This window comes from Methylocystis silviterrae (assembly GCF_013350005.1).
Taxonomy (GTDB): Bacteria; Pseudomonadota; Alphaproteobacteria; order Rhizobiales; family Beijerinckiaceae; genus Methylocystis; species Methylocystis silviterrae.
The window spans coordinates 14,311-41,252 of the sequence record NZ_JABVWW010000023.1 but is presented as its reverse complement, the minus strand read 5'-3'; the positions used below and the strand labels follow the sequence as shown (position 1 = coordinate 41,252).

Below are 26,942 nucleotides of genomic sequence, written 5' to 3'. Positions count from 1 at the left end.
CATTGGCGCTTCCTTTCGGAAGCTGTGAATCACGACATCGCGCCCAAGCCAACAACTTTATAGGTCCGAGCCCTAAAGGCTTAATGAAGGAGGGTTGCGATCATGAAAGTTGGCAAAATCTTCATTCTAGCGGCAATGGTCGCTAGCGGCTCCGCTCAGGCGGCCTCACTCGTGGACGCTAAGGGACAGGTTTGGGTTGGTCGCGAAAAGGGATTCGATCTGGTCCAGGGGGCCGCTGAGCTCTCCCCGGGAGACAAGGTGAAAGTTGGCAGCAAGAGTGTTGCGCGCGTCGTCTATCCTGATGGATGCAGCGTCACTGTTAAAGCGAACTCCCTGGCCACGGTCGCTAAACATTCTCCGTGTTCGTTCAGCGCCCAAGTCGGCGGAGCCGATGGCGATTTGGGCGGAAATTTGATGCTTGGCGTTGGAGGCACGGCGCTGGTAGGCGGCGCCCTTGCCGGCGCGGGGGTTCTTTCTAGCGGCGGCGGCGATAACAACAACGCAGCGGCGTTAGCCCTGTTTCTTGCAGCAAGTCCCTAAGGAAGAGATTTCGGCCTCGCCTGGGTAGGTCGAATTGTTCCTTTCGCTCTCTATCACCGAACTCTTGTTCTGCCTCCTCTTGGGAGGTGGGACAAGAGACGGTTTTCTTTCTGACGCCATTCTTCAGCTGCTTTCAATCCCAGTTTTCTTGGCCGCGCTTTGGCGAGTGTTGGATGCGCCACTAAGCCGCGAAAAATCTTTAGCGCTTGGGTTTTGCGCCGCGATCGTCGCCGTTCCCCTAGTTCAGCTTATCCCATTGCCGCCTTGGATCTGGACGCATCTGAGGCATCGGGAAATCGTCGTCGAATCATTTGAGCTTCTCGGACGCTCGCCATCATGGGCTCCCATAAGCATGACGCCCGAAGCGACCTTGCTCGCCGCCCTCTCGCTATTGCCGCCTGTGGCGATATTTCTTGCCACTCTCACGCTCGACCGGCGGGAACGCAGAGTGATGAGCCTCGCGCTCGTTGCTTTTGGCGTCGTCAGCGTTTTCTTGGGACTGCTCCAACTGGCGCAAGGACCGACGAGCCCATTGAGATTTTTCGAAAATACCAATCGGGACGACGCCGTGGGATTTTTCGCGAACCGCAATCACTTCGCGGCGCTGCTTTATTGCGCGATTGCACTGAGCGCAACGATGCTTGTGTCTCAACTGACGGGGCTGTCGTTCAAGCAAAGGAAAGGCGTCGAGACGACATACGCCTTAGGCGCCCTTGCCGTGGGCGTCGCGCTCGCCGCGCTCATCGTCGGCGAAACCATGGCGCGCTCGCGCGGTGGCATCCTTTTGATGATCGTCGCCTTGCTCGCGAGCATCGTCGCCGGCGTCGAGAGTCATCGCGCCCGCGCTAATGTGAACGTTTTTCGTGGATTGGCGGCCATCTTCGCGCTTGCGATCTTGCTTCTTGGCCAATCAGCCTTATTTCGCCTGCTCGATCGATTTGACGTTGACGCCCTGGCCGACGCCCGCCTGATTTTTGCTCACAACACCGTCGTAGCCGCGACGAACGTTATGCCGACAGGGTCAGGCATAGGAAGCTTTCCGTCCGTCTATGCGACTGTCGAAAAGCCGGCGGATCTCCTAGCCGGACGATACGTCAATCACGCGCACAATGACTTGCTCGAAATGTGGCTTGAAACAGGAGTGGTGGGTCCAACTTTGCTCATCCTCTTTCTTTTTTGGCTGACACGTAAAGGAATCGCCGTCTTTGCGAAGCCTAACTCCGATCTGCTGCCTGTCGACCGAGCGTTGGTCCGCGCATCGATTCTCATTATCCTTCTCCTTCTCGCTCACTCGCTCCTTGATTATCCGCTTCGCACGAGCGCCATGACGGCGCTATTTGCCTTCGCTTGCGGCCTGTTGATCGACCCGCCAGTCACGCGTTCGCGGAGGGCGCGCGTTCATCGGCAGCCATCGATGAGCGTCGTCTAAGAACGACGGAGTTGCTATTTTTTTCGCGCGCAAATCTGATTTCAGGTCGCTTGGAGGTCCACTGGCGGGGACGAAGGCTGGCAAAGAAATCGACCCGCCAATCAGACACAAAAAGGCGCAATCAAAAAAAAGCCTTTAACCGGAGATTAAACTATCGTTGCCCGGGCCACTCGCCTGGGAGCGAGGCGGGCTAAACGCAGAAAAATTTTGCTGACTTGCCGTTTCAGTCATGGCAGTAAATCAAAAAATATTGCGATTTGGCGGACATGTACGACGATGCTGATGATCCGTTCTCCCTCGGCCAAATTGGAGCGAGCGAATGCCTTTTGAAAGCTGCAAGAAGTGGTATGTGGCTCGCTCATTGCCGCGACAGGAGTCGAGAGCGGAATTTCAGCTCCTTCAGCAAGGCTTTTCAGTCTTTCTGCCCCGAGTCATGAAGACGATTCGCCACGCGCGAAAACTGCGCACCGCGCCTACTCCGGTCTTCCCCTCCTACATGTTCGTCGCGCTCGACATTGGGCGAGACCGTTGGCGAAGCATCAATGGCACCATCGGCGTCGCCAGCTTGATCATGCAAGGAGAAGCGCCTGTGCCAGTTCCGGTGGGCGTCGTTGAAAGTCTGCTCGACCTCGTGGATGAAGATGGGCTGATCCGTTTCGACCGCGATCTGTGCGAAGGTCAATCGGTGCGCGTCTTGGCGGGTCCTTTCACCCATGCCGTAGGCGTGTTGGAACGATTGGATGCCAATGGACGTGTGCGTGTGCTATTGGACATCATGAACGGTAAAGTATCGGCCTATTTGGACCGCTCCGCCCTGGAAGCGGCTTAAGCGAGCAGGCGAGCAAGCGGGCTCGAATGTTCGCGGGCGGCGGCGCTATGGAGCGATTTGGTCCGCCTTCGCCGTAAGCTCGTCAAGGATAAGCGTCGCGCGATAGGCGGGGCGTCATCGGCACGATAGCGGATGGAGGCGCGCCTTCACCCGAATGGCGGTAGCGTGGCGAGCAAGGATTTCTTTTTTGAGTTCGCATAGGTTCATTGGCGCTCGAACATCGAGCTTCGGCGTCGCCCTGCAGGGGCATAACCTTTAGGTTCGGATGCGGTCGATCGTTCCCACCCTCCAATTCATCGCGCGCCACCCGCTGAGCTCCCGAGGACTACTCGGCGCCTATTGGCGGTACGTGCGTTGGCAGCTTGAGAGTCGATTGCGCGATGAGGTCGTCTTCGATTGGATCGCAGGATCGAAGCTCGTCGCACGAAACGGCATGGCCGGCGCAACGGGCAACATCTATTGTGGGCTTCATGAGTTCACGGACATGGCTTTCCTCTTGCACCTTCTGCGGCCAGGGGATCTGTTCGTCGACGTGGGGGCCAACATCGGCAGCTATACGATTCTTGCTTCGGCGGTGTGCGGCGCTCGCTCGATTGCGATCGAGCCCGACCCCGGCACGGTTCAATCGCTCAAGAGAAACATTGACGCCAATCGCATAGGCGACCGCGTGACCATCATCGAGGCGGCCGTTGGCGCTGCGGCGGGAACGGAGCGCTTCACGATTGGCCAGGACACGACCAATCGGGTGACTGCCGATACCAGTTTTGAGACTCGCGAGGTCGCGGTTCGCGTCCTCGACGAAATTTTGGCCAAGGAAGACCCGGTTTTGATCAAGATGGATGTCGAGGGCTACGAGCCACAAGTCTTCGCTGGCGCCTCTGACACCCTCATGAAGACGTCCCTTGTTGCCGTGATCACGGAGACAGTTGATCCAACGATTCGATCAGTCATGGAGAAACATGGCTTCGTTAGCGCCGCTTATATGCCCTTCGAAAGGTCAATCGTTTCACATGGCTCGTCCGGCAACTCGGCTTCCTCGCCCAATACGCTGTTTGTTCGCCTGGATCAGATCAACGCGCGGCTAAAAACCGCGGCATATCGGCAAGTGGCGGGCGTTGCTGTTTGACTTCGCGAGATCAGATGCTGGACAGAAATGACTGATTGCCGTCATGTTCTGGTGACGGGCGGCGCTGGATATATCGGCTCGCATGCCTGTAAAGCGCTCTCGAAAGCAGGTTGCCTGCCAATCGTATTTGACAGTCTCGTCTACGGCCACGAGTGGGCCGTGAAATGGGGCCCGCTGGAGCGGGGCGACATTCTCGACCGTGCCCGCGTTGACGAGGTGATCGCTCACTACCGGCCGAGCGCAATCATGCATTTTGCGGCGTTCGCATATGTCGGCGAGTCGGTAACCGATCCTGGCAAGTACTACCGTAACAACGTCGTAGGCTCGTTGAACCTGCTAGAGGCCGCACGCGATCACGGCGTCGACAAGTTCGTGTTCTCAAGTACTTGCGCAACGTATGGAGTGCCCGACCGGTTGCCGATCACCGAGGACACGCCTCAGTGGCCGATCAATCCCTACGGCGCCTCAAAGCTAATGATCGAGCGAATGCTGGCGGACTTTGGCGCTGCGCATGGCCTTCGTTCCATAGTGCTGCGCTATTTCAACGCGGCCGGCGCCGACCCGGACGGAGAGATCGGTGAGTGGCACGATCCCGAGCCACATCTCGTGCCTCTCGTTCTCGACGCGGCATCTGGGCGCAGGCCCAACGTGACTGTGTTCGGTACTGACTACGACACCCCCGACGGCACCTGCATCCGCGACTACATCCATGTGACAGATCTAGCGGAGGCCCACGCCAAAGCACTCAGCGCGCTCGAAACGGGCAGCCAATCCGCAGTCTACAATCTTGGCAATGGACAAGGATTTTCGGTGCTCGATATCGTCAACGCTGTCGAGCGGGTGACGGGACTCACCGTGCCAGCGTCGCGAGGAGAGCGCCGCGCCGGCGATCCCGCCGCTCTTGTCAGCGATACGGCTCTTGCGCGGGACGAGCTTGGCTGGCAGCCGCAAATCGCAAGCATCGACGACATCGTCAGGACCGCGTGGGCGTGGCATCAGAAGTCTAGACGCATCGCATCGCCGGGAATCAGGACCGCAACAGCGTAATGTGCGGCATCAACGGAATCCTCGCCTATCGCGAGGCTAACCCGATCGACCTCGCAGAACTCGCGCGGACGCGCGATCACATGGCCGCGCGCGGCCCGGATGGGAAGGGAGAGTGGATCTCCGACAACGGTCGGGTCGGCTTCGGCCATCGGCGATTGTCGATCATCGATCTATCAGACGGGGCCGCGCAACCCATGTCGAACGCCCATGGTGCGCTCGTTGTCACGTTCAACGGCGAGATCTACAACTATCGCGAGCTTAGATGTCGGCTCGAAACAAAGGGGTATGTATTCCGGACCACGTCGGACACAGAGGTTCTCCTGCATCTCTACGCCGAGAAGAGCCAAGAGATGGTGTACGACCTACGCGGAATGTTCGCCTTCGCGATCTGGGATTGCAATCGGCGCGAGCTTTTCCTTGCCCGTGACCCCTACGGCATCAAGCCGCTGTACTACGCTGATGACGGGCGGACGTTCCGATTTGCCTCGCAGGTCAAAGCGCTGCTCGCTGGAGGCGGCATCGACGATAGAAGCGACCCAGCCGGCCATGTCGGTTTTTATTTATTCGGCAGCCTGCCTGAGCCATTGACGCTCTATGAACAGATCAAGGCACTTCCCGCTGGCCACATGATGAGCATCAACGCGGCCGGAGTTGGTTCGCTGCGGAGCTATTACTCCATAGCCGAGGTCTACGTGGGCGCCGAGACGATGCCGCAGGCGACGGGACAAGCGCGGCAAGCGGTGGCGCGTGAGGCGCTGCTTGATAGCGTACGGCATCATCTCGTCGCCGACGTGCCGGTCGGGGCATTTCTGTCCGCCGGTATCGACTCGAGTGCGCTCGTTGGCTTGATGCGCGACGTCGGCCAGAGCGAAATCGAGACGGTAACACTTGCTTTCAAAGAGTTTGAAGGCAGCGCCAATGACGAGGCGCCGATCGCTGAAGAAGTTGCGCGGGCTTACGGCACGCGGCACACGACGCGTGTGGTCACGAAGGCCGAATTCGACGCGGACCTTCCCCACATCCTGGATGCTATGGACCAACCTAGCGTCGATGGCGTCAACATGTGGTTTGTGTCGAAGGCTGCGCGAGAGAGAGGCCTGAAAGTGGCGATCTCCGGGATCGGCGGCGACGAACTGCTGGGCGGCTATCCAGCGTTCCGCGACATTCCAAAATGGGTCCGGTGGTTGTCCGCGCCGGCGGCGATTCCCGGTCTCGGCGAATTCGTTCGCGGCGCCTTAATGGCTGTCGGTCCCGACCACTTTCACCTCAGCCCCAAGGTCGCGGGCATGCTGGAATATGGCGGAACCTACGAAGGCGCCTGGCTGCTCAGGCGGGGACTCTTTATGCCGTGGGAGTTGGAGGGCGTTCTCGATCGCGATATTGTAAGCGCCGGATTATCTCGCTTGACTCCGCTTGCGATCATCGGCGCCGCCCTCAACCCCACGCCCGCGACGGGTTTCGCGCGGGTCGCGTGCATGGAAGCTTCACTCTACATGCGCAATCAGCTCCTGCGCGACGCGGACTGGGCGAGCATGGCACATTCCCTCGAAGTCAGGACGCCTCTGGTCGACGCTGTGTTGCTGAAGCAGATCGCCGCCCTTGGCCCGCCTGATACGGACGGTCAAGCCAAAGCCGAGCTGGCGCTGGCCCCTTCGGCGCCGCTGCCTTCGAGCGTCATTCAACGGGGCAAGACGGGTTTCGGAGTTCCCGTGGGCGCGTGGCTCGCGCGCGTAAGCCCTAGCGTGACGCTCGGCAAGCGGACGTCGGCTTATGGGTATACGCGTGGATGGGCGCGGGAGGTGGGGCGACGGCAGTCGTCGGTATACTTCGAGCAAGCTCTGGCTGTGTGACAAAGTCATCACCATGAATCGTTCATCCAAGGAATCGCAGCCCAACTTCAAAGGGCAGAACTTCTCGAGCAAGGTTGATGGTATCCAGCGCCCGACGCAGTTGCCATCAAACGAAGCTGAGCTTGCCTCATGGAAAAGCGCGAAGAAATCGTGGGGGAGGTCAGTCCGATGGCTTTACACTCCGGCAGAGTGGCGCCTTAAGCAGCGGATTATTCATGTCAAACCGATTCGTATCTGCGTTCTGAAAAACGACGTTATCCCGTTGCCGCTCGGTCGTAAGAAGGCGTTCCTCGAGCGCACTTTACCGTCGACCGTGGCGAGCCATGACCAACGGTGCTTGCACATGGGTTCACTTCTGGTTGCCGAGAAATGAGCTGCGAATCCTGATGCAATCAGATCGTGACAGCGGGCAAGGTGGATTGCGTATTCTTATGCTAGCAACCGACGCCCACGGTGGCTTCGGCGGCATCGCGCAGTATAATCGCGACGTTATCGACGCGCTTTCGGGATTGCCATCGGTCGCGGAAATCACCGTCGTGCCGCGAATCATCTCGTCGCCGGAGTTCGCTTCGCCGCCAAAGACCCGGTATGTGCGTTCCGCCAGTGGCGTCCTGTTGAAGTTTATTTTCTGCAGCTTGCGCGAGGGGCTCTTCCGCGGGTCGTACGACCTTGTTTACTGCGCGCACTTGAATCTGCTCCCCCTTGCCGCCTCGATCACCAAGATCCGGCGGCGTCCGCTTGTTCTTGCGATTTACGGCATCGATGCTTGGTCGAAGCCGCCCAGCGCGCTAACTCGCGCTGCGCTTGCATGCGTCGACGTCGTGATTTCGATCAGTCAGCTCACGCTGGATCGTTTCAAAAGTTGGGCCAAGCCCTTACGGGCCGAGCTTGCGATCGTGCCGAACGCAATTCGCGCCGCGGACTACGGCATGGGAAACAAAGCCGAGGATCTTCTTGCCAGATATCGTTTGGCCGGTCGGCGCGTTATCATGACCCTTGGCCGCATGGATCCGAACGAGCGCGCGAAGGGCTTCGACGAGATCATCGAGCTTTTGCCGCGTTTGGCAGAGCGGGAACCAGCAATTGTGTACCTATGTGCGGGCGATGGCGGCGACCGCATGCGACTGGAAGCGAAAGCCCAGTCGCTCGGCGTCGCCGATCGAGTGGTTTTTACTGGCCGGTTCTCTGAATCGCGGAAGGCCGATCATTTCCGTTTGTCGGATGCCTATATCATGCCGAGCCGCTGGGAGGGCTTTGGATTCGTCGTTGTGGAAGCGCTGGCCTGCGGCATTCCTGTCGTGGCGAGCACGAAGGACGGAACCCGCGAGGCCGTCCGCAACGGCGAACTCGGTCTGCTCGTCGATCCAAAAGACGCCGATTCCCTTGAACGGGCGATCCTCGACGCCCTCTCGCGGCCGAAGGCGATTCCGCCGGGCCTCGACTACTTCTCATTCGCGAATTTTGAAAAGCGCCTCGCGGCAGCGCTCTCTAACGTAGCGCCGGGCCTCGTCTAGTTGCGCAACGAAACGCTCATCGGCTGTTTTTCGGCTGGAACAATGCATGTCTGGCGCGGATTTGGCGCAGTTGCGCAGGGCGCCGCCAATCTCATCTCGCGCAGTACAAGAATGGTCGAGCTCGAGTCGGCTGTGCCGCCAAATCGCAGACGAACGCCTACAATTCAAACGCTTCTGATGATTGATGCAGAATCGGCAGTAGTCGGAGGACGTGCGTGATTGGACGTTCAGCACTGCATTATACGAAGGTCATGCTCGGCATTGATGAGCCGCAGACACAGACCACGGCCGCCGAGCGCGAACTGCTGGCAAGTTTCCTGCCGGGAGCAAAGCGTATCGTCGAGATCGGCGTGTTCGAGGGCCGCACGACGCGCATGCTTGCAGAGCGAGCCGACGCAGACGCAGTAATATATGGGATCGATCCGTTCTTCGCGGGCCGCTTCGGCATCTCCTGGGGAGAACGGATTGCGCGCAGTTACAATGGTAAGTATCTCGCTAACAAAGTCCGCTTCGTGTCCAAGCTGAGCACGGAAGTCGATGGAGATGTGCCGACGCCGGTCGACTTTGTATTCGTCGACGGCGATCATTCGCTCGACGGCATCAAGGCTGACTGGGCCTATTGGAGCGAACGTTTGGCGCCAGGCGGCATTGTCGCCTTGCACGACACGGTACTGACGCCAGAGAAGCCGCCCGGTTACACGCTCGGCAGCATTGAATATTTTCGCGATTTCATCCGGCACGATCCGCGTTTCGAGATCTTGAACCAGCAGGATTCCCTGACTGTGTTGAAGAAGCGGTAGGTCGGGCGATGTCGCTGTACTACTCCCCCCGCGACATCAGCGAGGCGCGGTTGAAATCCGTCGCGCGAGAGATCGCGCGCGAAGTCGACACTGCGATTATCAGATCGGGCTCGGGCGGTTTTCTGTGGGTCGGGCGGAACCAGCGGAGGTTCGGGCCTGCATATGATCCTGCGACGGGCGTGCGCGTGATCTGCTCCGGTCATCTGGCTTGGTCGGCGCACGATTGGGCTCGGGCCGAGGGATTGCCCTATGAGGGCGGGCTCGGGCCGCGCCTTCTGCTCGAGCGGTATTTGGAAAGCGGCGTAGACGGCGTTGCGCCCTACAACGGCTCGACCATCGTGGTCGTCCATGATCCTCGGTCTGAAGACCATCACGTCTATACGGATCAGTTCGGCTATCATCCGTGCTTCATTTATCGGAGCGACAGCCCATCCGACTGCATCATCACGACATTCCCGGACGCGCTGCTTGCAGACCCGAACGCCTCCGTTACTTACGATCACGTGTCGATGGCGGAATTTGTTCGCGCTTGGCGCACGACTCCTCCGCACACCTATTTCAACGAGGTGAAATACGCTGGCGCCGCGACATGCATCACCGTCGCGCTGCGCCCCAGCAAAATCTCGACTTCGACCTATTGGACGCCGTTTGAGCAGCCGTTCTACGCGTCAATTGATGAAGCGGCTGATGCGTTGTCGGCGGCGGTCAGATCCGCGATCGCGGAGCGAACGGCAATTGCTCAGCGTCCGCTGTTCTTCATAAGCGGGGGCGCCGACTCACGCGTCATGCTGTTCAGCACGGAAGATCGCAACAAGATTGCGGGCGTCAACATCTTCGAACACGCGCAACAGGAGACCGAAATCGCGCGCGCCCTGTGCGCGACAGCCGGCGCCAAATTCATCGCCCTGCAACGCGACAACGACTATTACCCCCGTAATCTTCCTGAAATTGCACGCTGGTCAGGCGCCATGTGGTCGGCAGAGGATAGCCACTATCCTGGCATGGAGGCGCGTCTGGCCGAGTTTGATCCAGATCTGGTTATGACCGCCTGCACGACAGATTGGGTGTTTAAGGGCTACGGCATGGAGAAGGAGCACGTGCCGCTGCTTGGCAGAAGCTTGCCCTTTCTGCGCTATGTCGACCACCGTCGCGAGGGGTTTTTGCCGAATGTCCCGCTGCCGGCGCCGCCGGCTCTCGCCAAGGACATCAACGCGCGGATGGACGCGTGGTTCGCAGGCTGCCCCGATAGGTTGGCGACGCCGCGCGACAGGCTGCTCGTCGAGGATCGTCGCATTCGGCCGGCTTGCTACACGGTCTCAGTCTCAGGCCAGATCATGTATCGTATCTTCCCGTACGACACGTTTTTCGCCGATTCGCGTGTTGCGGACTGCTATAGTCGGCTGCATCCAGATTGGAAGCTGAATCGTCAGGCGTGGGGCAAGTCCGCCGCACGCATCTGCGCCGGTGCTGGGCGGATTGTCGACGCGAATTGGGGTTGGCGCGTCGATGCCGGTTCGCTCGAAAAAACTATCGTGTTTGCGACGGGCTGGTTCGGACGCCGCCTTAAGCGCGCTGCGCCGGCTCCGCCGATGCCGGAAGACCGACCGCCCCCAAGCGGTTCGTGGCCAGACTATGGTTGGTACGCGGTGCACAGTCAGACGCTGCGGCGCTTGTGGAATAGCATTTCGCCCGAGGAGCGGTGCCGGATGGAGCTGATCACCGGAACTGACCACTGGTCACGCCCCATTGAGGTTTGGCGAAATGATGGCAATCAATTGTTTCGCCTGATGACATTGCTATGCCATTGGCGCGAATGCGAAGCGCGTCGGAAGCGGGCTTTGCTGCCATCCCTTGCAACAGTAGTGGCGACGTAGGGAAGAATCCATGTCGTTCAAAGCCATTCGCAAGAGGCTTCGCCCGGTTCGCCGGATGGTCGAGACTGCACGCACACGGCTCGTCGAGCTGCCCTATCTGCTCCGGAGGCCGCCTCTTGGCAGCCGAGACTGGCTCATTCAACGCGAGGCGTATTACGGTGGCTTTGTCACCAACGTCACGCGCCGCCGCGTCAGTTCGCTCGACGGGCGCACGCCCGAACAGTTAGCATTTGGCGGCATGACCGGCGGAGACCGGATGCTGCATCACGGCTATGGCGCAACCTACTCTCGCTTCTTGACGCCGTTCATCGGCCGAGCGGGCCTGACCGTCGCAGAATTTGGCATTCTCAGGGGCACCGGCCTCGCAATCTGGTGCGATCTGTTCGCCGACGCGCGCGTGCTGGGCTTCGATATCGATCTCAGTCACTTCGAAGAGAATCGGCCGCGACTCATTCAACGTCGCGCCTTTCAGCGCACGACGCCTGAAGTGCATGAGTATGATCAGCTGGTCGACGGCGGAGCGGCGCTTGGGGACATCCTGAAGGGCGCCAAATTAGACGTTGTGATCGACGACGGGCTTCACTCGCTTGACGCGATTGTGATGACTTGGCGGTCGGTGCGGCCACATTTGGCGGACCGGTTCGTCTACTTCATCGAAGACTATGGAAATCTTCCGCAGCACGTCGGCTCTGAATTCGATGAATTCAAGGTGACCACCAATGGGTTGATGACCGTGGTAAGTCGCGGCGTTGCGGTGGGAGATTCGTAATTTGTTGGAGCCGGCGAAGCCACTCTCTGCGCCTGTTAAAGCGCAAGGTCTCGGCCACTCCGCGCGGGCGTCATTGCTGTGGGGTGGCGGCTTCACTCTGCTACGCGACGTGGCGCAGTTCGGCGTGATGCTGATCCTCGTGCGGATATTGAGCCCTACGGACTATGGCACGGCCGCCTTCGTCCAATCGATCATCGGCGCGGTGTCGATAGTTTCGTATTCGACCTTTTCCCTGCACGCACTGCAGATCCGAAATCCCGAAAGCATCGATTGGCAAGCCCACTTCACGGCCGCGGCCGTGATCAATACTCTTTTGTTCGGCGTAGTGCTTCTGCTCGCATTTGGGTTGACGTTCACAGCAACCTACCGCGATGCGGCGCTTCCGCTCGCGGCGCTCGGGATTGTCTTGCTCTTGGAGATTCCCGCGACGCTACGCGCCCGCATGCTTGAGGCCAATCACGACTGGAAGCGCTTCCGCGTCCAGCTCATCATTGGAACACTGCTGGGAATGGCCGTGGGGCTAGCCGTCGCGCTGCTTGGCGGCGGAGTTTGGGCGCTCATCCTGCAGCCACCAATGCTGGGACTGCCTGCGGCCTTCGATTTGCTCGTCTTGCAGCGCTTCAGGCCGGACTGGACGTGGAGCTGGGCCCGCTACCGGGCCACCGTACGGTTCGCGTTGGATCGCATAGGTTCCGGCCTGTTTGGCCGCGCCCGTGCCCTCAGCGAGAACATACTCGTCAGCGACATCTACGACGTTGCCACTCTCGGCATCTTCACCCGCGCCAACGGGCTCGCCGTATTGTTGGCTGGGCGGATTGGCGCGACCACCGTTACGGCGCTGCACCCGGTCCTTACCCGGGCGGAGCGCGCCTCCGAGCGGTTTCAGCGGCTCGCGAGCCTCGTTTTGCGCGGCGTATGCTGGACGACGATGCCGGTGGTGGCGTTCCTCGCGTTGACCGCAAACGACACTGTGTTGCTCCTCTACGGCACGAAGTGGGAGAGCGTCGTACCGCTCTTGCCGTACGCCGCTATGGCGACGGGAATGGTCGGCGCCTGGAACACGCTGTCGGGCCTGCTCCTGGCTAACGACGACAGTCGAGCCACGTTATCGATCGACGCAGTGGCGGGCGTGACCACCATCGGCTTGGTGTTCTTGCTGGTGCCATATGGCGCCAAAGCGTATCTCGCCGGCCTCGCTTTGCATGCATTAGCATTCGCAAGCATAACGATCGTGGTGCTGCTTCAACGCGGGGCGGTTTCCGCTAAGGGGGTGACCATGGCCATCGTCCCGGCGGCTATGGCCAGTTTGGCAGGCGCCGCGGTCACGCTCGCTATGCGCTCGTCACCTCGTGAGGACGTTGCAATCCTGTTTCGCCTAATGCTTGACGGTGTGTTTCTTGCCACCACCTACGTTCTCACGCTGCGCCTCGTGTTTTCGACTCAGCTGACAGAGCTCCTCGAGGTGGTCCCTGGAGGACCTCTGCTGGCGCGAGCGTTGATGTTGCCGAGCCCCAGACCGGGGCTTGCGACTTCGCCATAGTGGGAAGATCCGTAAGGACCACGCTCCGCCGGGAGCGATCACTCAACAGGACGAGCGAATTGACTTTCGAGACTGACTACTACGAGTCGTTCTGGAGCTACGGGATAGTCGACGACCCGAGCGACCTAAAGCGACTCGAGGGCACTGCGCGGCTCATTCCAGAGGGATGCGTCAATCTGATCGACGTCGGCTGCGGCGATGGCGTGTTTGCCCGGATAGTGAGGCAGAAGTTCCCTTCAATCCAGATTACGTGCGTCGACCGCAGCTCAGCCGCTCTAGAGCAAGTGCGCGACGCCGACGAAAAGATGTGCTGCGAGCTTGCTAGTTTGCCGTTTGATGACCAATCATTCGATTGCGTGTCGTGCCTGGAGGTGATCGAACACCTGACAGTACGGGACTACAAAAACGCCCTCTCGGAACTGGCGCGGATCGCCAAAAATACTGTCATCATCAGCGTGCCTTACAATGAGGCGATTGAGAAGGAAGTCGATACTTGCCCGCAATGTCGCACGGTCTTCAATCGCGATCTGCATCTGCGATCGTTCAACGATAGCACATTCGCTGAGCTCCTTTCCGATTTCGGATTTCGGATGGAGGAGAGTTCAATTCCGGTGGTAAACACACACTACTGGGGGTTTCGGACCTATTATAGTATATGGCGAAAGCTGCGGGGCGTTCCCGATCGGTCCGAGCTATTTATGTCGCCGCTCTGCCCGTTGTGCGGCTACACCCCGGAGAAGGAAAAGCAAGCACAAATAAATTCCACCCCGGCGCAGCGATCCGCGGCCGTCTCCGCCTCCACCAGCCCGCGAAACAGCAAAATAAGAGGTCTCGTAAAGCGTTGCTGGCCGAGGCAGACGACGCCGGGCTACTGGATCGTCGGACGTTTCACGCGACTGCAAACTGTCGCGAGGAGCACATCTACGCCGGCGAAGAGATCATGAAACTTAGGACACTACACAAGAAGCTAATTCGCCGTCTGCCCAGGCACGAGCGTCTTTTCACGGCAGCCATCGAGCTTTCCGGCCAAGTGTTCCGGACGCCGATGATCAACGGCTCCATGTGCGATGTGTCGGAGCCTTGGATGGTGGAACTGCTCGGCCGGCTACTGCCTGCGCGCGCCGGTATGTTCTGCGACTGCGGCGTCAACATCGGTCAGACGCTGATTGCCGTCAAAGCCGCCGATCCGACCCGCCGCTACATCGGGTTCGAGCCGAATGCCGAGTGCGTCGCATATGTCGAGAAACTGATCGCGGTCAATCGATTGTCAGATGTGCTGATCGTCCCGGTGGGACTCGCCGAGGCTACGGGTCTACGCAAATTGCAACTCTATCATGGCAGTACAAGCGATCCGTCGGCCTCATTGGTCGAGGGCTTCAGGCCCGGCGAGGCCATTGACGCGACCAAGCTCGTCCCGGTGATGCGCTTTGCCGACGTAGAGGAGTTCGTGGCCCTTCCTGACCTCGGGCTCGTCAAGATTGACGTAGAGGGTGCCGAGGTGGAAGTCATAAGTTCGATGCGTGACGCACTCTCCAAATTCAAGCCGTGGCTGATCGTCGAGATCCTGCCCTGCTATACCGCGAACAATGTCGCCAGGCTCGACAGGCAGCGCAAGATCGAGGCCATGATGCGCGACGAGCAATATGTCATGTTTCGCATCTTCAAAACGCAGTCCGGAGCACTGCATGGCCTGACCGAGATTCAAGAGATCGGTATTCACGGCAGCCTCGAGCTTTCTGACTATGTGTTTTGTCCGAAGGACGATGTGCACGCCTTAGCTTCCGCGGTAAAAACGAAGAATTGCTCCGCATCTTGACCGCCCCGATGATCAGTTGGACGGCAATGCATGACCAGGCGCTGCTGGTAAAGCTATTCGTCGTAGAGACAGTTGAGCATCGATAAGTAGTTGCGATGCGGCGAATGACTCTCGACCCATGCTGACGATCGTCGACTACGGCACCGGGAACTTACGCTCGGTGCAGAACATGCTTCGGAGCCTCGGCGTCGCCGCACGCATCACGAGCGCGCGGGCCGAAATTGCGACTGCGTCAGCGCTAATCCTGCCGGGGGTCGGCCACTTCGACTTCGGCATGCGCAGCCTCAAGCAGCTCGATCTGCGCGGGGTGCTTGATGAGATGGCGCTCGAGAAGAAGGTCCCGCTGCTCGGCATCTGCCTCGGCGCGCAACTGCTGACTCGCGGCAGTGACGAAGGGACAGAGCCGGGTCTCGGCTGGATTGCGGCTGATACGCGGCGGTTTGATGAGGCACGGCTCGATGTTTCGCTGCGCGTGCCCCACATGGGCTGGGCCGACACAGAGTTCCGCGCTTCGAGCGGGCTGTTCGCGGGCGCCGCACCGAGACCGCGCTTCTACTACGTGCACTCCTACCACATCGTAGCCGACGAGGAGACGGACGAGTTATGCCACGCCGTGCACGGCTACCGATTCGTGGCCGGCATAGAGCGCGGCAACATAGCTGGGGTCCAGTTCCATCCGGAGAAAAGCCATCGCTTCGGCAAGCAGCTGCTCGACAACTTCGCACGCACGCACGGGCTGGCGCGAGGGGAACGCTAGCGATGCGGCGGTTTCGCATCATCCCAACCCTATTGATCGACTCCGCTGCCGGTCTCGTGAAGACCGTCAAATTCGGCAACCGCACCTACGTCGGCGACCCGATCAACGCCGTGCGCATCTTCAACGAGAAGGGGGCCGACGAACTGATTTTGCTTGACATTGACGCCACGCGAGAAGGACGTGAGCCCAACTACGCCTTGATCGAGGACGTTGCCAGTGAGGCTTTCATGCCAGTGGGCTACGGCGGCGGGATTTCGCGCCCCGCACAAATCCAACGGCTGTTACGCTGCGGATTGGAAAAGGTCGTGCTGTCGACAGCGGCACATGAGAATCCGGAGCTCGTGCGCGAGACAGCCCGGCAGTCCGGGGCTCAGAGCGTTGTCGTATGCATCGACGTCAAGCGCGGGATGTTCGGCCCTAGCCTGGTTACCGGCTCCAAGGGTAAGATAAAATTGTCGCCTGAGCAGGCCGCCCGCCGTGCCGTCGAGGCCGGCGCGGGCGAAATCATCGTGCAATCCGTCGACCGTGACGGCACGTTCCGGGGCTACGACGTGCCGTTGCTGGCCTCGATCGCGCGCAGCGTTGCAGTGCCGGTGATCGCGCTCGGCGGCGCGCGCGATCTCGACGATTTCCATGCAGCGGTGGCGGACGCCGGATGCAGCGCTGTCGCAGCGGGCAGTATGTTCGTTTTTCACGGAGCGGCGCGAGGCGTTCTGATCTCTTATCCATCCGAGTCCGAGCTCGAGGGCTTGTACAAAAGGCTCGCGGCATGACGCACCTATTTCCAGCCGAGACCGACATTCCCGGGAGCGCGCGTCGGCGGTACCGCATCTGCACGAAGCTCGTCATCGACACGAGCGACCCCGAGGTGACCTTCGACGAAGAAGGCGTGTCGAATTACTGGCACGAGCACCAGGCTTTCCTTGCAAAACAGCCGAACGCCGAGTCGCGGGCGGCGCTGCTGGAGGCCACGGTTAAGCGGCTGCGCACTTATGGTCAGGGCAGGAAATACGATTGTATTCTAGGGCTCAGTGGCGGCGTAGACAGCTCTTATCTCGCTTGGCTAGCCGTCAAGCTCGGGCTCAGGCCCCTTCTCGTCCATTTCGACAATGGTTGGAACAGCGAGCTTGCCGTTTCCAATATCGAGCAGATCTGCCGCCGGTTGCGCTTACCGCTACATACATTCGTGATGGACTGGCCCGAGTTCCGCGATTTGCAGCGCGCGTACTTTAAGGCATCGGTGCTCGATCTCGAGGTCCCGACGGATCACATGATCTTCGGCGCGCTTTACAAAGTTGCGAGGCAGAACAGCATCCGCTTCATCCTATCAGGTAACAATCACCGCACCGAATGGCTGCTGCCGCGGGAGTGGTACTATCGCAAATTCGATCTCGTCAGCATCAAGGGCATCCACCGCCGCTACGGCGAGCTGCCGATGAAGCGCCTACCGGCACTCGGCGTGTGGCAGTCGGCTTGGTACCAAATGCGCTTCCGCATGCAGGATATCAAGTTGCTCGATCTCGTCGACTATAGGAAGCAGGAGGCCAAGGACCTGCTGATGTCTGAACTCGGCTGGCGCGACTATGGCGGCAAGCACTACGAATCGATCTTCACGCGCTTCTACCAAGGTTACATCCTCCCGCGAAAGTACGGCATCGATAAACGCAGAGCGCATCTGTCGAATCTCATCCTATCGCAGCAGATGACGCGCGAGCAGGCGCTCGCCGAGCTGCAGCAGCCCACCTACGATCCACAGCTTCAGGAAGAAGACAAGATTTACGTGGCGAAGAAGCTCGGTTTCTCGGGGACGGAGTTCGAGGATCTCCTTAAACTGCCCGGCCGGCGGCATGAGGAGTTCGGCACGGACGAGCGAGATCTCAGATTGCTGCGCGAGTTCATGGGCTGGATCAGGCCGATTACAACGATCGCCAAGAAAGGAGGCTGGCGCGTTGATAATTAGCGTCGTCGGAGCCCGCCCGCAGTTTATCAAGGCGGCCGTCGTCTCACGCGGATTCTCAGCCGCTGGGATCGAGGAGTGGATCGTTCACACCGGCCAGCATTATGACGATGCGATGAGCGGCCGTTTCCTGCGAGAGCTAGGCATCAATAACGTATTTGCCAACCTCGCTTGCGGATCAGGTTCCCACGCCAAACAGACCGCACAGATGTTGATCGGTCTTGAGGAGATCATGCTAGAGCATGCTCGGCGCATCAAGGCCGTGCTGGTTTATGGCGACACCAACTCCTCGGTCGCAGCGGCATTGGCGGCGGCCAAGCTAACTATTCCTATTGTACACGTTGAGGCCGGACTGAGGAGTTTCAACCGCTCTATGCCGGAAGAGGTCAATCGCGTCGTCGTGGATCATCTATCGGACCTTTTGTTCTGCAGCTCGGGGCAGGGCGTCGAGCAGCTCGCTCGGGAGGGAGTCGCAAAGAGGGTTATCGATGTCGGCGACGTGATGCTTGATGCATTCGAGACCTTCATGCCCGTCGCCCAGCAATCTGTCCGACCGCATTTCCCGGGAAGCTCGCCGTTCGCGATCGTGACGATCCACCGGCCATCTAACACGGACGATCGCGAGCGGCTCGCGCGCATTGTGAAAGCACTTGGCGAACTCCGGTTTCCCTGCGTCTGGCCCGTTCATCCACGTCTCGACGAACGAATGAAGCAAAATGACCTCCCGGCCAACGTGCGCTGTGTGGCGCCGCTGTCGTACTTCGAGATGCTTGCCGCGCTTGAGGCGTGTAGTTGCGTGATCACCGACTCTGGCGGCCTCCAGAAGGAGTCGTATTGGGCCAAAAAGCCTTGCGTGACCGCGCGCAGCGAGACCGAGTGGGTAGAAACCCTCGAGGGCGGTTGGAACCAGCTTTGGGACCCATTGTCCGAGCCCCTGCAATCGGTTCTGGATAGACAGCCGACCACGGCCTGGCGGCCCCTTTACGGAGACGGAAAGGCGAGCGTACGCATTGCGGACGGCATGCGCGAGCATCTACTGTCGTGATAAACCTCCTCGTCATCGCGCTTCAGTTTCCGCCAATCCAGGCGGCTGGGGCGTTCCGTCCGCTGCGCTTCGTCACACACCTGCCGAAGTTCGGCATACGCCCGATCGTCGTCACGTTCGATCCGGTGCAGCTCGCCGACGGGAAAGTGCACATTCTTAACCCAGCACTATCGGCGAAGGTGCCCAATGATACGCCGATTTACATATTAGACGTGGGGGCTATCGAACGGGACAGGCTGTCAGAATCGAAGGACGCGGCAGCGGACATTCACGGCATACGATGCGCATCATTCGAGGAATTGTTTGCGCACCTCAAAGCCACGCATTCGATCGACGCTATCTGGGCGACATGCCCGCCCTTCAATGTGGCTGGTCTAGCGCTCGCCGCGCGCAATGCTCTTGACAAGCCGCTGATTGTCGACATGCGAGATGCCTGGTCGCAATGGGGATCGGCGCCGTTTCGCACATGGCTTCACTATCGCCGCGTGCTGAGAGATGAAGTCAAGCTGATGAACGCGGCCGACGCCATCATCTGTGTCACGCCACAGCTTACGCGAATGCAGTGGCAGCTGACGCGTAAGCGCCAAGATCAATTTCACTGGATCCCTAACGCCTTTGACTTCGAGACCTCGCCACCAAGTGAGTTGCGCCTCGCTCCAGCGAAATCGCGGCTGCGAATTTCCTATGCCGGGCAGTTCTACTTCAACGCGCTGCACGAGAACGCTAATGGGATCATCCCATGGTATAAGAAAAAACCGCACCGCTGGCTGCACTACTACGCGACTCGGCAACGCTGGATCTACCGCACGCCGTACTTCTTTTTTCGAACATGGGCCCGTTTGCGCGAGATCAATCCAGACCTGGGGAATAGGCTCGAATTCCACTATGTTGGCGAGTTGCCTGACTGGTTGTCCGAGATGGCGGATGCCTTCGGCCTTAGTAGCTTCTGCACTTGGCACGGCTTAAAGCCAAAGCAGGAGACACAGGAGATCCTCGAAGGTAGCGATGCTTTGCTTTCGACATCGATCAAGGTCCTCGATGGCGAGGACTACTGTCTAGCCTCAAAGACTTTTGACTACATCGCAGCAGGCAAGCCGGTTCTAGGATTCGTATGCCCGGGCACGCAGCGTGACTTCCTTGAAAAGTCCAGCATATCTGTGCTGTTCGACCCGGATGACACTGAGGGAAGCTGCCGGCAACTCGGTGAACTCGTCGAACACGGTTTAACTAAGAAAGTCGACCTCAGATATCTTAGTGCTTATACGAGCTTATCCACGACGCGCCAGCTCGCCGAGATAGTTCGGCAGGTATCCGGAGCGCCGGCCGAGCTAGGTTGTTGACGATCGCCGCACAACGGAATGGTGGATGGCCACGCGACAATGGCCGTCGGCCTGTGTTTGGCGATGGGTTGAAATCGCGTGCGGTTATATCTGCATGATCAAGGATAGGGCGGTGCGCTATGGGCGGAAATGACGCCGGTGTGAACGGGTGAGGCGGCTATCGTGGGTGTGTTCTCGACGTCTCGATCGCTCGCCGAATTGCGTCACCATACGCTCGCGCTTCGCGTCGGTCGGACGGTGAAGCGATATATGCGAAGCCTGCTGGCGCTTAACTCACTGATCGGCGGATTGCGGACACACGAAGCGGCGGCTCGGTTCGGCCGTCGATGGGGACCGTCTGCGCGTTCGTCCCTTTGTCGAGCTCTATCGTCGGCGCCAACGGAATAGATAGATTGACCGGCCTAGCTAGCCCTGACGCCGCCGCCCAAATGCGGCTGGACCCGCGCTTTCCCGGAGTTGCGATTCACGAGAGCGCCTATGTGGACGCGCCTGTAGTGATCGGCGAGGGCACGAAGATCTGGCATTTTGTGCACATCCTCAGGGGCTGCCACATCGGCGCGCATTGCTCGATTGGACAGAACGTGATGATCGGGCCCGATGTGGTTGTCGGCGACAACTGCAAGATCCAGAACAACGTCAGCCTCTATGCTGGCGTCGAGTTGGAGGACGGCGTGTTCTGCGGACCGTCCTGCGTGTTCACAAACGTCAACAACCCACGGGCAGAGATCGAGCGCAAGACTGAGTTTCGCAAGACGCTCATAAAACGAGGGACAACGATCGGCGCTAACGCGACAATCGTGTGCGGTCACACGCTTGGCGAGTATTCATTCATTGCTGCCGCCGCCCTGGTAGCCAGCGACGTTCAACCATTCGCGCTAATGGCCGGCGTGCCGGCGCGCCGAATCGGTTGGATGAGTAAGGCCGGCGCGCGACTCGGGTCCGACCTCGTCTGTCCTATCGACGGCAGCTGCTATAAAGAGACCTCGGATGGCCAGCTCAGAGTCGCTTAAACTCCATCAGTCCAGCGCTGCTGGTGTTGCACATACGATTCGCTCCACGTCGGCAAGAATGGAGTTTGTCGACCTCAGGGCGCAGCAAGCGCGCATCCGCGAACGCCTCGACGCGGCGATCGCCCGCGTGCTCGACCACGGCGCCTATATAATGGGACCGGAGGTGGTCGAGCTTGAAGGACGGCTCGCGCGCTTCTCCGGCGCCCTTCACTGCGTGAGCTGCGGAAGCGGCACGGAAGCGCTCCTGATCGCGCTGATGGCGCTCGGCGTCGGACCCGGCGATGCGGTTTTCTGTCCCGCATTCACGTTCACCGCGACGCCCGAGGTGGTCATGCTGATCGGCGGCACTCCTGTGCTGGCTGACGTGATCCCCGAGACGTTCAACCTTGATCCTGCCTCGCTGCAAGAGGCGATCATGGAGGCAAGGAAGCGTGGCCTTGTGCCGAAAGCTGTTATGCCGGTGGATCTGTTCGGGCTGCCGGCGGATTATATTGAGATTGAGCGGATCGCGGCCGAGCACGGCCTCGCGATCATATGTGATGCTGCGCAGAGCTATGGCGCCACGTATCGCGGCCGCAAAGTCGGCGCCATTGGCCGGGTCACGGCGACGAGTTTCTTTCCCGCAAAGCCACTCGGCTGCTATGGCGACGGTGGTGCGATCTTCACGGACGACGATACGCTGGCGCACGCGATGCGCTCAATCCGCCAGCACGGCAAGGGCGATGACAAATACGATATCGTTCGCTTAGGAATCAACGGACGGATGGACACGATCCAAGCCGCCATTCTCAACGAGAAGCTGGCGATCTATCCCGAGGAAATCGCCGCGCGCCAGGCCATTGCACGGCGCTATTCGGAGCGGCTATCAAAAATCTTACGGACGCCCACTGTCCCCGAAGGCTCGACGTCAGTCTGGGCGCAGTACACGGTGCGGTTGCCCGCCACACGGCGTGACGCGATCGCTACGACGATGATGACGGCAGGTATCCCAACCGCCGTTTACTACCCCAAGCCGCTTCATCACCAGATGCCCTATTCTTTGAGCCCAGTTCCCGCGACCGGCTTGGCGAACTCGGAGCGGTTGGCTGAAGAGGTGTTGAGCTTGCCGATGCATGCCTATCTCACGGCCGCCGATCAGGACCGCGTCTGCGACAACCTCGCGCGCGCGCTCGAAGGCTAGGGCGACCTGCTTGAGACCTAGCCGCATATGTCTGATTACGCCGGGTCACTTGGTCACGAATCCGCGCTTGGTCAAGGAGGCGGATGCATTGAGCGCAGCGGGCTACGAGGTTTCGGTGATCTGCGCGAGCTTCCTCGATTGGGGGATGCAGCACGACGCAGCGATTGTGGGAAGGCCTTGGCGGATCGCCGCGCGCATTCCGTTCGGGCCCCTGGCGTCTCCCCGCATTCGGATCAAGCAGATCGTCCGCCAGCGTGCCGCTCGCACTGCATTGGCCATTGGGTTTGGTAGCAACAACACCGTGCGTGAGGCTGAGTGGCATCCCGCCTCGCCGGACATCACCGCTGCAGCGCTTGGCGTCGAGGCGGACCTCTACATTGCGCATTATCCGGCTGCGCTTCCCGCAGCGGCAAAGGCGGCAGCACGCCACGGCGCGCGTTACGCCTTCGACGCGGAAGACTTCCATCTCGGTGATCTGCCCGATTCAACCGAGCACGAGCATGACAGAGAGCGCCTACGTGCGATTGAAGGCGCGTATTTGCCTGGCGCCGCGTACGTGACCGCAGCGTCTCCTGGCATAGCGGACGCTTATGCAAGAGCATACGGGATCATGCGCCCCAACGTGATTCTCAACGCGTTTCCGCTAAGCCACGCACCTGAGCGGCCCACACCTTGCGGCACGGCTGAACCTGGTCCGTCGCTCTATTGGTTCTCGCAGACGATCGGGCCCGATCGCGGCCTTGAAACTGCGGTGGCGGCAATCGGTAAAGCGCGCTCCAAGCCTCATCTTTACCTGAGGGGCCGCCAGACGCCAGGTTACATCAATCACCTGCGTACATCCGCGTCCAGCAGCCAGGTTGCTGCGCGGATCCACGTGTTGCCGATCGAATCACCGGAGAAAATGGAGCGGCTGGCGGCGCATTATGACTTGGGTCTCGTCGCCGAGACCGCGCAAACACAGAATCGCGCCATCTGTTTGACGAACAAGATATTTTCTTTCCTGCTCGCCGGACTGCCCCCGATGATTTCAGCCACGCCGGCACAACGTGCTTTTGCGCGCAGTTGCGGTCTGGACGCTCTCGTCTATGAGATCGACAACGCCGAGGTGTTGGCGAGCCGACTGGACGAGGCGCTGCAAGCTCCGGGGAGGCTTGCTTCGTTGCGCGCCAGGTGCTTTGCGCTGGGCCAGGAGCGTTTCAATTGGGAGAGGGAAAGCCGGATTCTGCTTGATTGCGTTGCGTCGGTCTTGAGCAACAACAGGGCGTATGCAAGCGAATGAAGATCGCGATCACGGCCGACCCCGAGCTTCCCGTACCGCCTCATCACTACGGTGGCATCGAGCGCGTCATCGACATGCTCATTCGTTCATTGGTCCAACGCGGCCACGACGTGACGCTGTTCGCCCATGCCGACTCCAAGCCGGCCTGCAGGCTCGTGCCGTGGCCCGGCGCCTCGAGTCTCTCCCGTGCAGACACCGTCAGAAATGCGCTCACCCTCGGCAAAGCCGTACTGATGGAACGGTATGATCTCGTTCATTCGTTCTCACGCATTGCCTATATGGCGCCGATTCTGCCGCTGCCAATTCCGAAGCTGATGACCTACCAGCGTGCGATCAGCCGGCGCTCGATCGAGCTTGGCCATCGGCTTTCGCGCGGCACGCTGCATTTCTCGGCAATCAGCCGGTGGATGATGCGGCATGTCGAGGACGTCGGCGACTGGCGCCTTGTCTACAACGGCGTGCCGATGGCGACTTATGACTTCAAAGCTTTTGTGGCGCCCGATGCGCCACTGGCCTTCCTCGGTCGCGTCGAGGAGATCAAGGGCCCGCATATCGCCATTGAGGTGGCCAAGCGCACCGGCATCCCGCTTATTATCGCCGGCAACATCCCGCAAGAGCACAGGGATTGGTATGAAGCCAACGTCGCCCCGCACGTCGATGACCGGCTAATTCGCTACGTCGGCCCCGTCAACGACGAACAAAAGAGCGCGCTGCTGGGCGGCGCGCGGGCCTTCCTAATGCCGATCCTGTGGGAGGAGCCGTTCGGCATTGTGATGGCCGAGGCCATGGCCTGCGGGACACCCGTCATCGGTTACCGACGCGGCGCGGTGCCGGAAGTCGTCACGCATGGCGAGACCGGATACGTCGTCGACAACGTCGAGGAACTGGCGGCCGCAGTCGCGGCAGTCGATGCCATCGATCGCGCCGCGGTCCGCCAGCGCTGCGAAACCCACTTCAGCGACGACGTGATTGCGCGGGACTATGAGAAGACCTACCGCTCTCTGGTCCGCGCAGAAAAAGGCCAGACAGCAGCACTCGTGAATTGAGACGGCGCGACACTCCTCTCGATGCAATTATTTTGCATAATCCTTACGCGAACTTTTAGGGGCAGTTGATCTAAGATTAAGCAAGCATGACCCTGAAGCAGGCGCTGGGCCCAGTATTGATCATGAAAATGCCTGTAAACCGACCAGACGACGAACGCTATGCTTACGTGCAAGGAAGGCTGGGCAGGCCTTGAGACCCTTGCCGCGCCAGGAGCGTCTCTGCGAGACTGCTTTGAAACCAAGATGCAGGCTTTGAACCATGTCATGGTTCAGCAGCATGAGCACTATGGCGGGTACGATTTTGAGACGCTCGCAATTGCTTTGAAGCGGGCCGGATTCAAGGAAGTTGCGCGGCGCGCATTCCGTGAGGGGCGGTTCCCAGGCGGCTTCATCGATCGCGACCGGCATCGTCCCTACTCCTTGTATGTCGAAGCGTGGTTTTGAGGGCCGCCAGTTTTTAGCCACATTGAAGCGATGAGGTTGGTCTTACTGTGATCACGATAAGAGACATAGGAACATGGCTGGTGCGCTGGGCGCCGGGAATCGGGCCCCTCGCTCGCAAGGTGTACGGTCATCTGCCCGAGAGCTGGCACGACACTCCCACATCTCGGTTGAGGGCCTTCTACGCTGACAGGGAAGAAGTCACGTTTTTACAAATTGGCGCGTATGATGGAATCGCGGGCGATCCGCTCCGGCCCATCGTGGTCGCAGACGAGCGCTGGCGCGGCATCCTGGTCGAACCGCAGCCTTGGGCGTTCGAGCGCTTGAAATCCAACTACCGGGAAGCGTCGCATCGGCTATTCTTTGTCAACTGCGCGATCTCCAGCACCGGCGGCAAAACTGAGTTTTACTACGTATCGCCTGAGACAATCGAGCGAGACGGGCTACCGGCATACTACGCGGAGCTTGCTTCGTTCGACCGCGACAATATCGTCAAGCATGCTCCCAGTGTTTTCATTGAGACAATCGTCATCGAGACATTGACGGTCGCGGATGCACTGACGGCCGCCGGTTGTGAGTTGGTCGACTGCCTCGTGTTGGACATAGAGGGGCTCGAGGCGACTGTTCTGGGTAACATCGACTTCAATCTGTTAGGTGTGAGCTTCGTCGTTTTTGAACACAAGCATCTCACAGCGGTCGATATGGCGTCGGTGATGAATCGGCTGGCGAGCTTCGGATTCCGGACAAAGGCGTTCGGTCGAGACACGATTGCATGGCGAGCCGCGGAAGACTTAAGGCGCAGTTAAAACATCATTAGCTGCATCTGCGACTGCATTATCGTCTCGCCCGTTTGCCGCCTCGAACGGGCAGTTGTGTGGCGCCATAACTTCAGCGCGCCTATATACGCTGGCTTTGTTCGCTGCGCACCGACCGTGCAGCTCGTGATCAATCAGCTCACGGCAGGAGTGATGATGGAATTCTCGAACACAAGGATCTCCCTGGGGCGATCGATCTTTAGCTATGGCAAAGTCCAGTACGCCATCAGCGCCATCATCCGCAACAAACCGATTTTTGCCAGGAGGAAGCCCTCGGGTTCCTATTTGGATGTTGGATGTGGTCCGAACATTGACGCGGCCTTTTGCAATCTGGATTATATGTGGCGCCCCGGCGTCGACGTGTGTTGGGATGTCACCCGCGGGTTGCCATTTCCGGACAAATATTTCGGGGGCATTTTACCGAACACATGTTGGAGCACATTACGTTTGAAGAAGCCGTCAAACTACTCGGGGAATTCCGGCGGGTTTTGCGCGATGGCGCCGTCCTTCGCATCGTCGTCCCCGACGGGGAGCTTTATTTGTCCCGGTACGCTAGCAACCAAGCCGGTCATCCGGTTGAAATGCCGAATGCTGGCGATATTCATGGGAAATTTCCTTTTGAGACTCCGATGATTGATGTGAATTTTGTTTTCAGAGAACATGGTCATCAGTTCATTTGGGATTTTTCGACGCTCAAGCTTGCATTGCTTAGCTGTGGATTTAAGCAGGTTGAGAAGCGCGCATATGGCGATGGCGCCGACTCGATGCTGATTCGAGATACAGCGAGTCGACGCGGGGAATCGCTCTATGTTGAAGCAAGTTGAGAAACAGCCGGGATATCCTCGAACCTTTGCGCCGTTGATGGATTGGTTTGGCGGAAGGGATAGCAGCATGGCTGCGTGGGGCGGATTGAGGCGATCAGGTCGAATCTATTGAGC

General features: G+C 59.5%; 26 protein-coding genes. 25 read left to right on the top strand and 1 reads right to left on the bottom strand.

Translation table 11 applies throughout. From position 1 onward, the window contains the following. The first annotated feature begins 102 nt into the window (after positions 1–102). From HUN39_RS16830 to HUN39_RS16720, 23 genes are all read left to right on the top strand, one after another. Entirely contained in the window at positions 103–540 is a 438-nt protein-coding gene (locus HUN39_RS16830; RefSeq protein ID WP_175095604.1) for a hypothetical protein, read from the top strand. A gap of 352 nt (positions 541–892) precedes the next feature. Further along, complete coding sequence (locus HUN39_RS16825) at positions 893–1,969, top strand: O-antigen ligase family protein (protein WP_175095603.1); 1,077 nt, start codon at positions 893–895, stop codon at positions 1,967–1,969. Between the two features lie 319 nt (positions 1,970–2,288). After that, on the top strand, positions 2,289–2,798 hold the full coding sequence (nusG, locus tag HUN39_RS16820; protein ID WP_175095602.1) for a transcription termination/antitermination protein NusG: 510 nt from the start codon (positions 2,289–2,291) through the stop codon (positions 2,796–2,798). Between the two features lie 433 nt (positions 2,799–3,231). Continuing rightward, entirely contained in the window at positions 3,232–3,924 is a 693-nt protein-coding gene (locus HUN39_RS16815; protein ID WP_175095601.1) for an FkbM family methyltransferase, read from the top strand. Between the two features lie 27 nt (positions 3,925–3,951). Continuing rightward, positions 3,952–4,971, top strand: coding sequence for a UDP-glucose 4-epimerase GalE (galE, locus tag HUN39_RS16810; RefSeq protein WP_175095600.1), 1,020 nt, complete (start codon positions 3,952–3,954; stop codon positions 4,969–4,971). Then, the gene (gene asnB, locus HUN39_RS16805) at positions 4,971–6,821 is read left to right on the top strand and encodes an asparagine synthase (glutamine-hydrolyzing) (protein ID WP_175095599.1); all 1,851 of its coding nucleotides are present in this window, start codon (positions 4,971–4,973) and stop codon (positions 6,819–6,821) included. The genes galE and asnB overlap by 1 nt, the downstream gene beginning before the upstream one ends. 13 nt (positions 6,822–6,834) lie before the next feature. Continuing rightward, complete coding sequence (locus HUN39_RS16800) at positions 6,835–7,194, top strand: hypothetical protein (RefSeq protein WP_175095598.1); 360 nt, start codon at positions 6,835–6,837, stop codon at positions 7,192–7,194. A gap of 58 nt (positions 7,195–7,252) precedes the next feature. Continuing rightward, on the top strand, positions 7,253–8,335 hold the full coding sequence (locus tag HUN39_RS16795; protein WP_175095597.1) for a glycosyltransferase family 4 protein: 1,083 nt from the start codon (positions 7,253–7,255) through the stop codon (positions 8,333–8,335). Between the two features lie 251 nt (positions 8,336–8,586). After that, positions 8,587–9,135: a class I SAM-dependent methyltransferase gene (locus HUN39_RS16790; RefSeq protein WP_175095596.1), complete on the top strand. Its 549-nt coding sequence runs from the start codon at positions 8,587–8,589 to the stop codon at positions 9,133–9,135. An 8-nt stretch (positions 9,136–9,143) separates the two neighbouring features. After that, positions 9,144–11,009, top strand: a complete 1,866-nt coding sequence (locus HUN39_RS16785) for an asparagine synthetase B family protein (protein ID WP_175095595.1) — start codon at positions 9,144–9,146, stop codon at positions 11,007–11,009. 10 nt (positions 11,010–11,019) lie between these two features. Beyond that, entirely contained in the window at positions 11,020–11,778 is a 759-nt protein-coding gene (locus HUN39_RS16780) for a class I SAM-dependent methyltransferase (protein WP_175095594.1), read from the top strand. A 1-nt stretch (position 11,779) separates the two neighbouring features. Further along, positions 11,780–13,318 carry an oligosaccharide flippase family protein gene (locus HUN39_RS16775; RefSeq protein ID WP_175095593.1) on the top strand — a complete coding sequence of 513 codons (1,539 nt, stop codon included), beginning with the start codon at positions 11,780–11,782 and terminating at the stop codon, positions 13,316–13,318. Positions 13,319–13,377: 59 nt separating this feature from the next. Further along, positions 13,378–14,262: a class I SAM-dependent methyltransferase gene (locus HUN39_RS16770; RefSeq protein WP_175095592.1), complete on the top strand. Its 885-nt coding sequence runs from the start codon at positions 13,378–13,380 to the stop codon at positions 14,260–14,262. After that, positions 14,259–15,134 (top strand): FkbM family methyltransferase, encoded by an 876-nt coding sequence (locus tag HUN39_RS16765; RefSeq protein ID WP_175095591.1) that lies wholly within the window; start codon positions 14,259–14,261, stop codon positions 15,132–15,134. Before HUN39_RS16770 ends, HUN39_RS16765 begins: the two co-directional genes overlap by 4 nt. 118 nt (positions 15,135–15,252) lie before the next feature. Beyond that, the gene (hisH, locus tag HUN39_RS16760; RefSeq protein WP_175095590.1) at positions 15,253–15,891 is read left to right on the top strand and encodes an imidazole glycerol phosphate synthase subunit HisH; all 639 of its coding nucleotides are present in this window, start codon (positions 15,253–15,255) and stop codon (positions 15,889–15,891) included. Between the two features lie 2 nt (positions 15,892–15,893). Further along, entirely contained in the window at positions 15,894–16,664 is a 771-nt protein-coding gene (locus tag HUN39_RS16755) for an AglZ/HisF2 family acetamidino modification protein (RefSeq protein WP_175095589.1), read from the top strand. Beyond that, positions 16,661–17,851, top strand: coding sequence for an N-acetyl sugar amidotransferase (locus tag HUN39_RS16750; protein WP_175095588.1), 1,191 nt, complete (start codon positions 16,661–16,663; stop codon positions 17,849–17,851). The genes HUN39_RS16755 and HUN39_RS16750 overlap by 4 nt, the downstream gene beginning before the upstream one ends. Continuing rightward, positions 17,841–18,893 (top strand): non-hydrolyzing UDP-N-acetylglucosamine 2-epimerase, encoded by a 1,053-nt coding sequence (wecB, locus tag HUN39_RS16745; protein ID WP_232366167.1) that lies wholly within the window; start codon positions 17,841–17,843, stop codon positions 18,891–18,893. Before HUN39_RS16750 ends, wecB begins: the two co-directional genes overlap by 11 nt. After that, on the top strand, positions 18,890–20,233 hold the full coding sequence (locus HUN39_RS16740; protein ID WP_175095586.1) for a glycosyltransferase family protein: 1,344 nt from the start codon (positions 18,890–18,892) through the stop codon (positions 20,231–20,233). The genes wecB and HUN39_RS16740 overlap by 4 nt, the downstream gene beginning before the upstream one ends. 428 nt (positions 20,234–20,661) lie before the next feature. Then, positions 20,662–21,243, top strand: coding sequence for an acyltransferase (locus HUN39_RS16735; protein WP_210267030.1), 582 nt, complete (start codon positions 20,662–20,664; stop codon positions 21,241–21,243). Further along, positions 21,221–22,423 carry a DegT/DnrJ/EryC1/StrS family aminotransferase gene (locus HUN39_RS16730; protein WP_332310780.1) on the top strand — a complete coding sequence of 401 codons (1,203 nt, stop codon included), beginning with the start codon at positions 21,221–21,223 and terminating at the stop codon, positions 22,421–22,423. Before HUN39_RS16735 ends, HUN39_RS16730 begins: the two co-directional genes overlap by 23 nt. A gap of 67 nt (positions 22,424–22,490) precedes the next feature. Continuing rightward, on the top strand, positions 22,491–23,702 hold the full coding sequence (locus HUN39_RS16725; protein WP_175095583.1) for a glycosyltransferase: 1,212 nt from the start codon (positions 22,491–22,493) through the stop codon (positions 23,700–23,702). Then, the gene (locus tag HUN39_RS16720) at positions 23,699–24,748 is read left to right on the top strand and encodes a glycosyltransferase family 4 protein (protein ID WP_175095582.1); all 1,050 of its coding nucleotides are present in this window, start codon (positions 23,699–23,701) and stop codon (positions 24,746–24,748) included. The genes HUN39_RS16725 and HUN39_RS16720 overlap by 4 nt, the downstream gene beginning before the upstream one ends. A 120-nt stretch (positions 24,749–24,868) precedes the next feature. Here HUN39_RS16720 and HUN39_RS16715 read toward each other — a convergent pair whose 3' ends face one another. Further along, positions 24,869–25,156 (bottom strand): hypothetical protein, encoded by a 288-nt coding sequence (locus tag HUN39_RS16715; RefSeq protein WP_175095581.1) that lies wholly within the window; start codon positions 25,154–25,156, stop codon positions 24,869–24,871. Positions 25,157–25,272: 116 nt separating this feature from the next. Here HUN39_RS16715 and HUN39_RS16710 point away from each other — a divergent pair, with 116 nt between their 5' ends. Both HUN39_RS16710 and HUN39_RS16705 read left to right on the top strand, forming a co-directional pair. Next, positions 25,273–25,995 (top strand): FkbM family methyltransferase, encoded by a 723-nt coding sequence (locus tag HUN39_RS16710; RefSeq protein WP_175095580.1) that lies wholly within the window; start codon positions 25,273–25,275, stop codon positions 25,993–25,995. A gap of 437 nt (positions 25,996–26,432) precedes the next feature. Continuing rightward, positions 26,433–26,828 carry a class I SAM-dependent methyltransferase gene (locus HUN39_RS16705; protein ID WP_175095579.1) on the top strand — a complete coding sequence of 132 codons (396 nt, stop codon included), beginning with the start codon at positions 26,433–26,435 and terminating at the stop codon, positions 26,826–26,828. Positions 26,829–26,942: the final 114 nt, after the last annotated feature.